A 13,165-nucleotide genomic window follows, 5' to 3' on the forward strand; every position below is an offset into this window, starting at 1 on the left:
CGGGCGGGATTACTTGTTGGGGCCGAGCTCGATCGGCACGCCGACGAGCGAGCCGTACTCGGTCCACGAGCCGTCGTAGTTCTTGACGTTCTCCTGGCCCAGGAGCTCGTGCAGCACGAACCACGTGAGCGCGGAGCGCTCACCGATGCGGCAGTAGGCGATGGTGTCCTTCGCGAGGTCGACCTGCTCGGCCTCGTAGAGGGCGGTCAGCTCCTCGTCGGACTTGAAGGTGCCGTCGTCGTTGGCGTTCTTCGACCACGGGATGTTGCGGGCGCTCGGCACGTGGCCGGGGCGCTGCGACTGCTCCTGCGGGAGGTGCGCCGGGGCGAGCAGCTTGCCGGAGAACTCGTCGGGCGAACGGACGTCGACCAGGTTCAGGGAGCCGATCGCGGCCACGACGTCGTCGCGGAAGGCGCGGATGGAGGTGTCCTGGGCCTTGGCCTTGTACTCGGTGGCCGGGCGGTTCGGGACGTCCTTGCCGTCGACCAGGTCGCGGGAGTCGAGCTCCCACTTCTTGCGGCCGCCGTCGAGGAGCTTGACGTCCTGGTGGCCGTAGAGCTTGAAGTACCAGTAGGCGTAGGACGCGAACCAGTTGTTGTTGCCGCCGTAGAGGACGACGGTGTCGTCGTTGGAGATGCCCTTGGCGGACAGGAGCTTCTCGAAGCCCTCCTGGTCCACGAAGTCACGGCGGACCGGGTCCTGGAGGTCCTGCTTCCAGTCGATCCGGACGGCGTTCGTGATGTGGTTCTTGTCGTACGCGGACGTGTCCTCGTCCACCTCGACGATCACGACGTTGGCGTCGTTCAGGTGGGCTTCGACCCAGTCGGCGTCTACGAGGACGTCGCTGCGGCTCATGGTGATCTCCTCCGGGGCAGTGTGCGGCGGGGCTGTGCTGTGCTGCGGTGGGGCTTGGCGTTGCTGTGCGTGCGGCCGTTCCGGGGGTGGCTCTTGGGCCCTGCGCGGGGAGGCGTCAGGGGCGGGAGACAGGTGCGGTGCGGTCACGCGGGATGAAGGGCCGTCGGTCCGGCCGGCGGAGCGGGAAGGCTCACGCCTCACATGGAGCGACAGAGCATGGCGGCGACGCGACACAGGTCTACTGCCCGCCGCTTCGTGAGGTCCGCCTGCTGATGCTTCATAGCCAGGATCGTAGGGACGAACCGGCCGCCCTGTCACCGGCGTGTCATATGGCGAGACAGGATCGTCCGAATGGCGGGATGAGAAAGCCCCGGGAGGCCTCCCCACGGCCTTCCGGGGCTGCTCGTGCGGCCCGTCCTTCTGCGGATCGGACCGCACCGTCTCACGATCCGGCCAGACTCACGTCCGTGCCGGTCAGCGTGAGGTGGACGCCCGCCTCGTCCGAGGTCAGGGCGGAGAGCTTCAGGCCGGCCGGGAGGCCGTCGTCGATGCGGCGGTCGAAGTCCGTCCGCTTGCGGATGGCGCTCTCGATCCCCGGTATGCCCTCGCCCGGCACGGAGTCCGCGTGGACCCGGACCGTCTTGCCCCGGCCCGACCCCTCCTTGCCGTCGACGAGCTCGACGGTGGAGATCACGCTGCGGGTGATCGTCCGGCCCAGGAAGTCCACCGACGCGGTGACCTTCAGCGTGCCGGGCTGGCCGCCGTAGGTCAGGGTCGCGCCCGTCTGGGAGGCCTTGGTGAGATCCGCGTACGAGATCAGCGCGGTGCCCTCGGCCCGCCGGGCGGAGCCGCCGGTGTAGCCCGAGTTCAGCTTCACCTCGTGGAAGCTGGCGTCCAGGCGGGAGAGGCGGGTCTTGCGGCCGTCGGCGGTGGCGTCGACGTCCGTCAGCTTGAGGTCGACCTGGTCGAGCTCGTGGCTGAGGGCCTGGGTGAGGAACGGGAAGCCGTGGATGTCGACCTCGACGCTGCCGGCCAGGCCCTGGCGGGACTGGATCTTCTCGGCGAGCCGGTTCTCGGCGTAGCCGACCGCCCATCGGTCGGCGCCGACGAACAGGCCCCCCAACACCACTGCGACGATCACCACGAAACGCAGGAAACGCACGTGCCTCCCCCTCCTCATCAGTACGTGCGTTCTAGTGGACCATGATCGCGGTCGGAGCGCGGTGAGCGGGACTTGTGAGCACCGTCTCCCCCGGCGCCCACCCGTCCCGCCCGCCCCACCCGGTGCCTCAGCCCACCACCCGGCCGATCAGGTAGACGGCGGGAGCGGCCACCGCCAGCGGCAGCGCGACACCGGCCGTCATGTGCACGAACTTCGACGGGTAGTCGTACGCGGCGACGCGCAGCCCGACCAGCGCGCAGGCGCCGGCCACCAGGCCGACCAGCGCACCGGCCGCGCCCAGCCCGACCAGCCCGCCGACCGCGATGCCCGCACCGGCCGCGGCGGCCAGCGAGACGCCCACGGAGGGCGCGGTCGGCAGCGGCAGGGCCCGCGCGAACACGGCGACGGCCACGGCTGCCGCCCCGGCGCTCACGGCCTTCCAGTCGGCCGCGAGGAACCCGGTACAGGCGATGGCCAGCGCGGCCGAGGCCACCGAGGCCATCAGCCCGTACATCCGCTCGTCGGGGTCGGCGTGGCTGCGCAGCTGGAGGACCAGGGTGAGCAGCACCCACACCCCGAGGGTGCCGATGATCGCGCCGGGGCCGTACGCACCGTCCACGGCGAGCACCGCGCAGTCGGCGACGAGGGCTCCGGCGAAGGCGAGGGCGATGCCCTGGCGGGCCGGCCACATGCCGTTGAGCCGGAACCAGCCGGCCGCGGTGAGGCCCTGGAGGGCGACCAGCGGCGCCAGCAGCGCGTAGTGGCCCAGCGCGGCGGCGCCGGCCAGCACCAGCCCGAGGGCGGCGGTCAGTATGGCCGACTGCGGCCCGGGGTCGATGATCGGCGACCGCCCCTCGGCCCGCGCCTGGGCCGGGTCCACGGCGCGCAGGGTGTTCCCGCCGAGCGTCGGCGGCGACCACTCCGCCCCACCGGCCGCGGCCTGCGGCGACCCGGCGTCCGGCAGGTGGGCCGCCTGCGCGGCGGCCACATCGACCTGCGGCTCCCGCACGGGCGGCAGGTACGCCGTCTCGGCGGCGGCCACGTCCACCGGGGGCACCGGCGGGAGATACGCCGTCTGCGCGGCAGCATCGGCCTGCGGCTCCCGCACGGGGGGCAGGTAGGCGGTCTCGGCGGCGGCGGCGTCGGCCGGGAACCGCCCGTCGCGAACGGGCGGCAGGTAGGCCGTCTGCGCTGCGGCCCCGTCCACCGGGGGCTGACCGTCACGGACCGGCGGCAGGTACGCCGTCTCGGCGGCCGCGTCGGCCGGGAGCTGAGCCTCGCGGACCGGCGGCAGGTACGCCGTCTGCGCTGCGGCATCGGCCGGGAACTGCCCCTCGCGGACCGGTGGCAGGTACGCCGTCTCCGCCGCGGCCACGTCCACCGGGGGCTGACCCTCACGGACCGGCGGCAGGTACGCCGTCTCGGCGGCCGCGTCGGCCGGGGGCTGCGGCTGGGGGTCGCGGAACCAGGACTCGGGCACGGCGGCTCCCTGCGGCTGCGCCTGCTGCCCCGGGTACGGCGGCAGGTAGGCGGTCTCGGCGCCGCCGGCGTCGACGGGCTCCCGCACGGGCGGCAGGTACGCCGTCTCGGCGGCGGCGTCCGGTTGCGGGTGGGGCTGGGGGTCGCGGAACCAGGAGTCGGGCGCGGCGGAGCCCTGCGGCTGCGCCTGCTGCCCGGCGGAGCCCTGCGGCTGACCGGCGTACCCGGCGGAGCCCTGCGGCTGCCCGGGGTACCCGGCGGAGCCCTGCGCCTGCTGGCCGGGATATCCGGCCCCGCCGCCGGACGAGGCGTCCGGCCACGGCACGCCCCCACCGGTCGGCTGGGGCGCCTGCGGCTGGGGGTCGCGGAACCACGACTCGGGCACGGCGGAGCCCTGCGGCTGCGCCGGGTACCCGGCCCCGCCGCCGGACGAGGCGGAGGCGTCGGGCCACGGCGCACCACCGCCGGCCCCGGTACCCCCGGCCTGCTGCTGCCAATCCTGCTGCCCCGCCGAAGGAACCGGCGGAACCGGCGGCGCCGCCTGCCCCGGCACCGAGCCGAGCGGCGGCTGCACCGGCTGGTACCCGGTCTCCCAGGTGTCGGCCTGCCAGGTCTGCGTGCTGTACGGGTCCTGCTGCGCGGCGGCCTGCTGCTGCCGGCGCTGCTGCTCCTCGGGAGTGCTCATCGCCCGCTCACCCGCCCGCGAACGGCGGGAGCACCTCGACGGTGCCCCCTTCGGTCAGCAGCACGGTGTCGTGGGCCCGCTTGCCCACGGGATCGTCGTTCACGAGGAAGGAGCAGCGCTGCAGGACCCGGGTCAGCTCCCCCGGGTGGCGTTCCCGCACTGCGTCGAGCGCCTCGGCCAGTGTGCGTGCCGAGTACGGCTCCTCCGCCGTCCCGGCCGCGGCCTTGGCCGCCGCCCAGTAGCGGATGGTTCCGGTTGCCACTGCAGCTCCTATCGTGTCGGGCTCCGTCGGATCTCTACCGACGGCCTCCATGATGACGCCTCCGGCTCGTCACCCCGGCGTGCCTCCGCGCGCCGTCCGTGCGCCCGGGCGGCCCGCAGGGGTTCCACCGATCCGGTGAAACCAGGGCATACGCAGGAGGAAGGCGTGGCGCGAACCACAGAATGCGGTGCATGGCGGCCCTCGGCCCCGAAAGGGCTGGTGGGCTATTCTGGCGGCGTAGAGGATCCGGGCAACGTAGCCCCCGGGTCCTTTTGTGCTTTCAGTACGTTGAACGGACCGAGAACAGTGGTATCCATCCGGACCTCAGGGCGCGGGGACCGGACGGCATGCCAGCAGTCACATCGCACGAAGCCGTACCGCGCACGTCCTCGACGGGACCGAGGAGGAACCGACGTGATGGACCAGCGAAGCAAACAGGAGTACGACCATCCCACCCGGGCAGGTGGTCGGGCGTGAGTTCTCTCCTGCTGCTGACCAACGCCCTGCAGCCGTCCTCCGAGGTGCTGCCCGCACTCGGACTGCTGCTCCACAACGTCCGGGTCGCCCCGGCCGAGGGGCCGGCCCTGGTGGACACCCCCGGAGCCGACGTGATCCTCGTCGACGGCCGGCGCGACCTGCCGCAGGTGCGGTCGCTGTGCCAGCTGCTGCGGTCCACCGGACCCGGCTGCCCGCTGATCCTCGTCGTGACGGAGGGCGGCCTCGCCGCCGTCACCGCCGACTGGGGCATCGACGACGTGCTCCTCGACACCGCCGGCCCGGCCGAGGTCGAGGCACGGCTGCGGCTGGCCACCGGCCGCCAGCAGCTCGGCTCCGACGACTCCCCCATGGAGATCCGCAACGGCGACCTGTCGGTCGACGAGGCGACGTACTCCGCCAAGCTCAAGGGCCGGGTCCTGGACCTGACCTTCAAGGAGTTCGAGCTCCTGAAGTACCTCGCCCAGCATCCCGGCCGGGTCTTCACCCGCGCCCAGCTCCTCCAGGAGGTCTGGGGCTACGACTACTTCGGCGGCACCCGGACGGTGGACGTCCACGTCCGGCGGCTGCGCGCCAAGCTCGGGCCCGAGCACGAGTCGCTGATCGGTACCGTCCGCAACGTCGGCTACCGCTTCGTCACCCCCGAGAAGGTCGAGCGGGCGGCGGCGGCGGAGGCGGCGGCCAAGGCCGAGCGCGCCGACCGGAAGAAGGCCCCGGCCGAGGCTCCCGCCGAGGCACCGGCCGAGACTCCGGCGGCCGTCCCCCATTAGGAGGAGGCCCTGTGACCATCCACTCTCCAGGACGCCCTGCCCAGAGGTAGGTCACCCCGCGTAGACTTCCGCGCGTGGCCAAGGTGACGCGGGATGACGTTGCACGACTTGCGGGTACGTCTACCGCCGTCGTGAGCTACGTCATCAACAACGGACCCCGGCCGGTCGCCCCGGCCACGCGCGAGCGTGTCCTCGCCGCGATCAAGGACCTGGGCTACCGCCCGGACCGGGTCGCCCAGGCGATGGCGTCGCGGCGCACCGACCTCATAGGCATGATCGTCCCGGACGCGCGCCAGCCGTTCTTCGCGGAGATGGCGCACGCGGTCGAGCAGGCCGCCGCCGAGCGCGGAAAGATGGTCCTGGTCGGGAACTCCGACTACCGCGACGAGCGCGAGGTCCACTACCTGCGCGCGTTCCTCGGGATGCGGGTGTCCGGGCTGATCCTGGTCAGCCAGGGCATGAGCGAGCGGGCGGCGTCGGAGATCGAGGCCTGGGACGCGCGGATCGTGCTGCTGCACGAGCGTCCCGAGGCCATCGACGACGTGGCCGTCGTCACGGACGACATCGGCGGCGCCCAGCTCGCGACCCGGCACCTGCTGGAGCACGGGCACGAGTACGTGGCCTGCATCGGCGGCATCGAGAACACCCCGTCGGTCGGCGACCCGGTCGCCGACCACGTCGAGGGCTGGCGGCGGGCCATGCTGGAGGCCGGGCGGTCGGTCGAGGGCCGCATCATCGAGGCCCCGTACAACCGCTACGACGCGTACCGGGTCGCCCTGGAGGTCCTGGCCCGCCCGGACCGGCCGACGGCGATCTTCTGCGCGACGGACGACCAGGCCATCGGTGTGCTGCGGGCTGCGCGGGAGCTGCGGATCGACGTGCCCGGGGAACTGGCCGTGGCCGGCTTCGACGACGTGAAGGAGGCCGCGCTGACGGACCCGCCGCTGACGACGGTCGCCTCGGACCGGCCGGCGATGGCCCGCGCGGCGGTGGACCTCGTCCTGGACGACGCCCTCCGCGTGGCGGGCTCCCGCCGCGAGCGCCTGAAGCAGTTCCCGTCGGCCCTGGTCATCCGCCGCAGCTGCGGCTGCCGCTAGCCGTTTCCCTTTGACGCGTCCCTCGCACCGCTCGGCGCCGGGACGCCTCCCGGGCTTCGGCCCGCTGCGCCGGACTCCGTCCGCCGGGGGCCGGGCGGGACCGACGGCGGCGGACCGGCCTTATATCGGGCATACGCGGTTCTGTCGGGCTTCTCAGCCGGGACTCAGGAACCTCTCATGATCCGCGGTCAGAGTCATAGACATGACCGACAGCTTCCGCCGCGAAGGCGAGTACCCGCAGGAGAACCGCCCGGCCCCGCACTCGCCCTTCGGCGAGCAGTGGCAGCGCGGACGTGACCGGCTGGCTCAGGACGCGATGGGCGGCGGCGGGTCCTACCCGCCGCCGCCCGCGTACCCCCCGGCCGCCCCCGCCCCGGGATGGCACGAGGCCCACCAGCCCCCGGCGGAGACGGTCATCCAGGGCGAGACCGTCCCCGCCGGAGACGGCAACGGCGGCAACGGAAACGGCGGCAACGACGGCTGGGCCCACTGGGGCGACGCGGCCCCCGCCGCCCCGGCCCCGGCCCCCCGCGCCAAGCGCCCCGTCGCGCTCCTCGCCGCCGTCGCCCTCGCCGCGGCCGTGGTGGGCGGCGGGACGGCGGCCGCCATGCAGCAGTTCCTCGGGCAGAACGGGACCCCCGGAGCCGGCTTCACCGGCACCAACGTCTCCCAGTCCAGCAACGGCACCGTCTCCGGCGTCGCCGAACAGGTCAGCCCCTCCGTCGTCCGCATCGACACCCGCACCGGCTCCGGCCAGGGCACCGGGTCCGGCATCGTCGTCACCGCCGACGGCGAGATCGTCACCAACAACCACGTCGTCAGCGGCGCCACCGAGATCCAGGTGACGATGAGCGACGGCAAGAAGTACAACGCCCGGACGGTCGGCACCGACCCCGACAAGGACCTCGCCCTGATCAAGCTCCAGGGCGCGAGCGGCCTCAAGCCCGCCAAGCTCGGCAACTCCGACAACCTCAAGGTCGGCGACCAGGTCGTCGCCATCGGCTCCCCCGACCGCCTCACCGGCACCGTCACCAGCGGCATCGTCTCCGCGCTCGACCGCGAGGTGAACGTGCCCAAGTCCGAGGAGCAGCAGCAGCCGCAGCGCCGCCAGGGCGGCGGGGGCGGCGGCTGGCCGTTCTCGTACGACGGCCAGCAGTTCAACGGCAACACCGGGTCGAACACCACCTCCTACAAGGCCATCCAGACCGACGCCTCCCTCAACCCCGGCAACTCCGGCGGCGCCCTCGTCAACATGAACGGCGAGATCGTCGGGATGCCGTCCGCGATCTTCTCCCCGTCCAACGACAGCTCCAGCGCCGGCAGCGTCGGCCTCGGCTTCGCCATCCCCGTCAACACCGTCAAGGCCGACCTCGCCAATCTCCGCAAGGGCGGCAGCGGCTCCGGCAGCAGCTCGGGCGGTAACGGGAGCGGGAACGGCAGCAGCGGCAACGGGTTCGGCATCTCCCTCTGATCCGTCTGACACCCTGGGACGGGACCGCGCCGGAGCGGCCGGACCCGTCCCGCCCACGCGAAGACACCACCCCTGGGGGCCCCGAATGAATCCCGCCGAAGGCGACCCGCAGCGGATCCTCGTCGTCGACGACGAGCCGGCCGTGCGCGAGGCCCTGCGCCGCAGCCTCGCCTTCGAGGGGTACGACGTACGAACCGCCGTCGACGGCATCGACGCCCTCGACCAGGCGGCCTCGTACGCCCCCGAACTGATCGTCCTCGACATCCAGATGCCCCGCATGGACGGCCTGACGGCGGCCCGCCGGCTGCGCGCCGGCGGCAGCGTCACCCCGATCCTGATGCTGACCGCCCGCGACACCGTCGGCGACCGCGTCACCGGCCTCGACGCGGGCGCCGACGACTACCTCGTCAAGCCCTTCGAGCTCGACGAGCTGTTCGCCCGCGTCCGCGCCCTGCTGCGCCGCAGCTCCTACGCCGCCCCCGCGGCCGGCCCGGCACACCCCGAGGACGTGCTGACCTTCGGCGACCTGCGCATGGACCTCGCCACCCGCGAGGTCGTCCGCGGCGGGCGGCCCGTCGAGCTGACGCGTACGGAGTTCACCCTGCTGGAGATGTTCCTCGCGCACCCGCGCCAGGTCCTGACCCGCGAGCAGATCCTCAAGACCGTCTGGGGCTTCGACTTCGAGCCCAGCTCCAACTCCCTCGACGTGTACGTGATGTACCTGCGCCGCAAGACCGAGGCCGGCGGCGAGCCGCGCCTGGTCCACACCGTGCGCGGGGTCGGGTACGTGCTGCGCGCCGGTGAGGGCGGGCCCGAATGACCGGTCCCGCCGCCCGGTTCCGCGCGCTGCCGCTGCGCTCGCGGCTGGCGCTGCTGGTGACGGTCGCGGTCGCGGTGGCGGTCGCGGCGGTGGCGGGGGTGTCGTGGGTGATGGTGCGGGCGCAGCTGAACGAGCAGCTGAACCAGTCCCTGCTGTCCACGCAGCCCGACGAGCAGGTGGTCAGCACCCTGAACAACAGGGGCTGCGTGACCCGCCCGGGGCCGGGGCTGCCGAACATCGCCGAGGAGCTCGGCCCGACCGTGCAGATCGTCACCGCGGACGGCACCCGCTGCCTGGTGAGCGGACGCAGCGACCTGCCGGTCTCCGCGACGGACAAGGCCGTCGCGGCGGGCCTGAGCGCCAAGACCCTGCACGACGCGACGACCGCCGACGGCACCAAGATGCGCGTCTACACGATCAACAAGCGCCTCACCAACGGCGCGTCCTTCGGGGTGTCCATCGCCAAGCCCCTCGCCGACATCGACCGGCCCCTCTCCACCCTGGCCTGGGTGCTGCTCCTGGTCTCCGGCATCGGCGTGGTCGGGGCGGGCGCGGCCGGGCTGTGGGTGGCCCGCACCGGGCTGCGGCCGGTGGACGAGCTCACCGGGGTGGTCGAGCACATCGCCCGCACCGAGGACCTCACCGTCCGGATCCCCGAGGAGGGGGACGACGAGATCGCCCGCCTGTCGCGGTCGTTCAACTCCATGACCGCGGCCCTGGCCTCCTCGCAGGAGCGCCAGGCCCAGCTGATCGCGGACGCCGGGCACGAGCTGCGGACCCCGCTCACCTCGCTGCGCACCAACATCGAGCTGCTCGCGCGCAGTGAGGAAACCGGCCGGGCGATCCCGCCCGAGGACCGCCGGGAGCTGCTGGCCTCGGTGAAGGCGCAGATGACGGAGCTGGCCTCGCTGATCGGGGACCTCCAGGAGCTGTCCCGCCCGGACGCCGCCCCGCACGCGCCCCTCGGGGTGGTGGCCCTGCACGAGATCGCCGGGACGGCCCTGTCCCGGGCCCGGCTGCGCGGTCCCGAGCTGCGGTTCGAGGCGGAGCTGGAGCCCTGGTACGTGCGGGGCGAGGCGGCCGCGCTGGAGCGGGCAGTGGTCAACCTGCTGGACAACGCCGTGAAGTTCAGCCCGCCCGGCGGGGTGGTCGCGGTCGGGCTGTGCGCGGGCGAGCTGACGGTGCGCGACCACGGGCCCGGGATCCCGGCCGAGGACCTCCCGTACGTCTTCGAGCGGTTCTGGCGCTCCGAGTCCGCCCGGGCCCTGCCCGGCAGCGGGCTGGGCCTGTCGATCGTGGCCCGTACGGCCGCCCGCTCGGGCGGCACCGCCGAGCTGCGGGCGGCGGTGGACGGGGCGGGCGGCACGGAGGCGGTGCTGCGCATCCCGGGCGCGCCGGCGCCGCCGCCGTCAGTTGTGCCGGATCAGTGAGGCGACGAGGCCGGAGCGGGTGTCGGGGAAGTCCATCGGGACGACGCCCAGCCCGGTCCGGCCGGCCAGTTCGGCCCCGTCGACGAAGGCGTGGACCTGCGGATTGAGCCGGTCGGAGTTCCAGCGCGGGGGCATGTAGGCGGCGGTGCTGGTGTAGTTCACGAACAGCTTGCCGGGCTGCCGGACCGCCTTGCGGAACTGGTCCTCGATCCGGCCGCGCTTGGCGAAGGGCTCGGTGTTGTAGTCGTCCTGGATGTCGAAGACGGCGCCGTCGCCATAACGCAGGCCGGGCAGTCCGGCGTTGTCGGCGAGGAGGACGACCTTGCCGCGGGCCTGGCCCAGGGCGGGCAGGGTGTCGGCGATCCGGAACAGCGGGCGCCAGCCGCGGTGGTCGAGGTAGTCGTCGAAGACGGCGCGGAAGGTGGCGTCGCTCTCGGTGGAGTACTCCTGCTTGACGCGCATCAGGACGGTCTCGGAGGGGTGCGCGGCGAGGAAGTTCCAGCAGGCGACGAGGACGTCGCCGAACATCAGGTCCTGGAAGAACGCGGCGTGGTGGATGGCGAACGAGCCGCCCGTCACCCGGCAGCGGACGTCGAGGAAGCGGATGCCGGAGTCGAGCTGCTGGGCGATCGAGGTGTCCTGGCAGGCGACGTAGAGGCCGCCCTTGGTGGCGCCGGAGTCGTGCGTGCCGGGGATGGTCATGTGCTGGAGGGCGGTGGAGTCGGCGAGGCCGGCCATCCAGTCCTGGGTGCCGAGGGCTCTGGCGGGGGTTCTGGTGGCGGCGCGCGCGGGGGCCGGGATGGCGGTGGTGGCCCGGGTGGCCGGGGTGGCCGCCGTGGCCGCCGTGGCGGCTGTGGCGGCTGTGGCCGGGGTGCTGAGGGCCGTCGCCGCGCCCGCTGCCAGTGCGCCGGTCAGGAAGGTCCGCCGGTCCAGTGCCATGCCCGCTCCTCGGTCCGCGATCCGGTCGTCGTCCGTGCGTTCGGCCATCGTGGCCGGACCGGATTATTGCCTGCGGAGCGTGCGCTTACTACCCGTCGGTACGGACCGGTTTTCCGAGCAACTCGACCATCGCGCGCAGCCCTTGGGCGAGTTCCGCGCCCGTGGGGGCGTGCTCCGGGTCGGTGAGGACCTGCACCATGACCCCGCTCAGCAGGGCGATGTGCAGGGAGCCGAGGGAGCGGACGTCCTCCTCCGTGACCGCCTCCTCCGGCACCCCGCGCAGGGCCGCGGCGACCATGCGCCGGTTGCGGCGCTGGCCCTCCGCGAGGATCGCGAGGAGTTCGGGCGAGGACTGCGCGTGGACGAAGGCCTCGACGGAGGCGGTCCAGAGCCAGCTCATCTCGCCGAAGTCGCGGATCTTGCGGTCCCAGGTGTCGGCGTAGCGCTCCTCGGTGGTGTCGCCCTGCCCGGCGAGCCGGCCGGCGCCGGCGGCCCACTCCTCCATGGCGGCGAACAGCGCCTGGTTGAGGAGCACCTCGCGGGAGCCGAAGTGGTAGCCGATCGCGGCCATGCTGACCCGCGCCGCCGAGGCGATGTCGCGCACCGTCGTGCGCAGGTAGCCCTTCTCCTCCAGGCAGCGGCGCGCTCCGGCCAGCAGGTCCTCGCGATTTCCCATGCGGGGATCGTAGCCGGGGCGCGTTTTTGGGCGGTCGCCCTACACGTTCGTATTGCGCGCTTGCCCAACCCCTGGCAGGCTGAAGCCGTCCGCACCGGACACCGACGAACGGGGAGAGCCGAACCATGCGCCACACGCTGGACATCGACGGACGCACGCTGTCGTACCTGGACTTCGGTGGCCCCGGCCGCCCCCTGCTCGCCCTGCACGGCGGGATGTCCGAGGCCCTCGCCTTCACCGGCCTGGCCGCCGCCCTCGGCGACGAATGGCGGGTCATCGCCCCCGACCAGCGCGGCCACGGCGACTCCGACCGGGCCCCGCACTACCGCCGCGAGGGCTACGTCGACGACGCCCTCGCCCTCCTCGACCACCTCGGCCTCACCGAGCCGGTCGCCCTCCTCGGCTACTCCCTCGGCGGGCTCAACGCCTACCACCTGGCCGCCGCCCACCCCGACCGGATCGGCGCCCTCATCGGCGTCGACGCCAACGTGGACATCGCCATCCCCGCCGGCCCCCACTGGTTCGACTTCCTCGGCTCCCTCCCCTACACCGCCCCCACCCGCGAGGAGCTCCTCGCCGCCGTCGACCCCGCCGCCCTGCCCTTCGTGGCCGACGGCGTACGCCCCCTGCCCGGCGGGGACGGCTGGCGGCTCGCCTTCCACGGCCAGGACATGCTCGACTCCATCCGCGCCTGCGACGGCGCCCACTGGGACACCTGGCTCGCGATCACCTGCCCCACCCTGCTGATCCACGCCAAGCACAGCCAGGCCCTCGGCCAGGCCGCCGCCGACGCGATGGTCACCCGGCGCCCCGGCACCGCGTACACGGCCCTCGACGGGGACCACTTCGTCCCCTTCACCGACCCGGACGGCTTCCACACGGCCGTGGCGAAGTACCTCGCCCAGGTCTGAGCGCGGGCCGGGGCGAACGAAAAGGGGCGGGGGGGGGGGCCGCCCCCCCCCCCCCCCCCCCCACAGGGGGTTATTGTGTTTGGGGGTTTGTTTTGAGAAGGGGAGTGTTAAAA

13 protein-coding genes are annotated in these 13,165 nt (G+C 73.3%); 6 read left to right on the forward strand and 7 right to left on the reverse strand.

The features are described from left to right. Positions 1-9: 9 nt before the first annotated feature. The 5 genes from ACFVXK_RS16450 to ACFVXK_RS16470 form a co-directional block, all read right to left on the reverse strand. Positions 10-855, reverse strand: a complete 846-nt coding sequence (locus ACFVXK_RS16450) for a sulfurtransferase (protein ID WP_007265475.1) — start codon at positions 853-855, stop codon at positions 10-12. 197 nt (positions 856-1,052) lie between these two features. Beyond that, complete coding sequence (locus tag ACFVXK_RS16455; protein ID WP_350206375.1) at positions 1,053-1,136, reverse strand: putative leader peptide; 84 nt, start codon at positions 1,134-1,136, stop codon at positions 1,053-1,055. Between the two features lie 161 nt (positions 1,137-1,297). Then, complete coding sequence (locus tag ACFVXK_RS16460; protein WP_389612216.1) at positions 1,298-2,017, reverse strand: DUF2993 domain-containing protein; 720 nt, start codon at positions 2,015-2,017, stop codon at positions 1,298-1,300. Between the two features lie 127 nt (positions 2,018-2,144). Beyond that, the gene (locus tag ACFVXK_RS16465; RefSeq protein WP_389612254.1) at positions 2,145-3,398 is read right to left on the reverse strand and encodes a hypothetical protein; all 1,254 of its coding nucleotides are present in this window, start codon (positions 3,396-3,398) and stop codon (positions 2,145-2,147) included. A gap of 790 nt (positions 3,399-4,188) precedes the next feature. Next, positions 4,189-4,443 (reverse strand): MoaD/ThiS family protein, encoded by a 255-nt coding sequence (locus ACFVXK_RS16470; protein WP_389612218.1) that lies wholly within the window; start codon positions 4,441-4,443, stop codon positions 4,189-4,191. Between the two features lie 473 nt (positions 4,444-4,916). Between ACFVXK_RS16470 and ACFVXK_RS16475 the strand changes: the two genes are divergently transcribed. The 5 genes from ACFVXK_RS16475 (at position 4,917) to ACFVXK_RS16495 (ending at position 10,526) form a co-directional block, all read left to right on the forward strand. Then, a complete protein-coding gene (locus ACFVXK_RS16475; protein WP_389612220.1) occupies positions 4,917-5,708 on the forward strand; it encodes a response regulator transcription factor in 792 nt (263 codons plus the stop codon). 74 nt (positions 5,709-5,782) lie between these two features. Further along, positions 5,783-6,805, forward strand: coding sequence for a LacI family DNA-binding transcriptional regulator (locus tag ACFVXK_RS16480; RefSeq protein WP_366451442.1), 1,023 nt, complete (start codon positions 5,783-5,785; stop codon positions 6,803-6,805). Between the two features lie 202 nt (positions 6,806-7,007). Further along, entirely contained in the window at positions 7,008-8,276 is a 1,269-nt protein-coding gene (locus ACFVXK_RS16485) for a S1C family serine protease (protein WP_389612222.1), read from the forward strand. An 85-nt stretch (positions 8,277-8,361) separates the two neighbouring features. Continuing rightward, on the forward strand, positions 8,362-9,096 hold the full coding sequence (locus tag ACFVXK_RS16490; RefSeq protein WP_389612224.1) for a response regulator transcription factor: 735 nt from the start codon (positions 8,362-8,364) through the stop codon (positions 9,094-9,096). Next, positions 9,093-10,526: a sensor histidine kinase gene (locus tag ACFVXK_RS16495; protein ID WP_389612226.1), complete on the forward strand. Its 1,434-nt coding sequence runs from the start codon at positions 9,093-9,095 to the stop codon at positions 10,524-10,526. The genes ACFVXK_RS16490 and ACFVXK_RS16495 overlap by 4 nt, the downstream gene beginning before the upstream one ends. Here the strand turns inward: ACFVXK_RS16495 and ACFVXK_RS16500 are convergent. Together ACFVXK_RS16500 and ACFVXK_RS16505 are read right to left on the reverse strand one after the other, a co-directional pair. Then, on the reverse strand, positions 10,506-11,513 hold the full coding sequence (locus ACFVXK_RS16500; protein ID WP_389612229.1) for a phosphatidylinositol-specific phospholipase C: 1,008 nt from the start codon (positions 11,511-11,513) through the stop codon (positions 10,506-10,508). The genes ACFVXK_RS16495 and ACFVXK_RS16500 overlap by 21 nt on opposite strands. A 40-nt stretch (positions 11,514-11,553) precedes the next feature. Beyond that, complete coding sequence (locus ACFVXK_RS16505) at positions 11,554-12,141, reverse strand: TetR/AcrR family transcriptional regulator (RefSeq protein ID WP_389612231.1); 588 nt, start codon at positions 12,139-12,141, stop codon at positions 11,554-11,556. A 125-nt stretch (positions 12,142-12,266) separates the two neighbouring features. On the opposite strand from ACFVXK_RS16505, the gene ACFVXK_RS16510 reads away from it, so the two are divergent. Next, the gene (locus ACFVXK_RS16510; RefSeq protein ID WP_389612233.1) at positions 12,267-13,052 is read left to right on the forward strand and encodes an alpha/beta fold hydrolase; all 786 of its coding nucleotides are present in this window, start codon (positions 12,267-12,269) and stop codon (positions 13,050-13,052) included. Positions 13,053-13,165: the final 113 nt, after the last annotated feature.

The organism is Streptomyces sp. NPDC058157, from assembly GCF_042884105.1.
In the GTDB taxonomy this organism is placed as follows: domain Bacteria; phylum Actinomycetota; class Actinomycetes; order Streptomycetales; family Streptomycetaceae; genus Streptomyces.

Excerpts from the sequence above, each read along its gene's own strand:
- ACFVXK_RS16455 (WP_350206375.1), bottom strand. The coding sequence starts at position 1,136 with ATGAAGCATCAGCAGGCGGACCTCACGAAGCGGCGGGCAGTAGACCTG.
- ACFVXK_RS16450 (WP_007265475.1), bottom strand. The coding sequence starts at position 855 with ATGAGCCGCAGCGACGTCCTCGTAGACGCCGACTGGGTCGAAGCCCAC.
- ACFVXK_RS16485 (WP_389612222.1), top strand. The coding sequence starts at position 7,008 with ATGACCGACAGCTTCCGCCGCGAAGGCGAGTACCCGCAGGAGAACCGC.
- ACFVXK_RS16510 (WP_389612233.1), top strand. The coding sequence starts at position 12,267 with ATGCGCCACACGCTGGACATCGACGGACGCACGCTGTCGTACCTGGAC.
- ACFVXK_RS16495 (WP_389612226.1), top strand. The coding sequence starts at position 9,093 with ATGACCGGTCCCGCCGCCCGGTTCCGCGCGCTGCCGCTGCGCTCGCGG.
- ACFVXK_RS16505 (WP_389612231.1), bottom strand. The coding sequence starts at position 12,141 with ATGGGAAATCGCGAGGACCTGCTGGCCGGAGCGCGCCGCTGCCTGGAG.
- ACFVXK_RS16500 (WP_389612229.1), bottom strand. The coding sequence starts at position 11,513 with ATGGCCGAACGCACGGACGACGACCGGATCGCGGACCGAGGAGCGGGC.
- ACFVXK_RS16490 (WP_389612224.1), top strand. The coding sequence starts at position 8,362 with ATGAATCCCGCCGAAGGCGACCCGCAGCGGATCCTCGTCGTCGACGAC.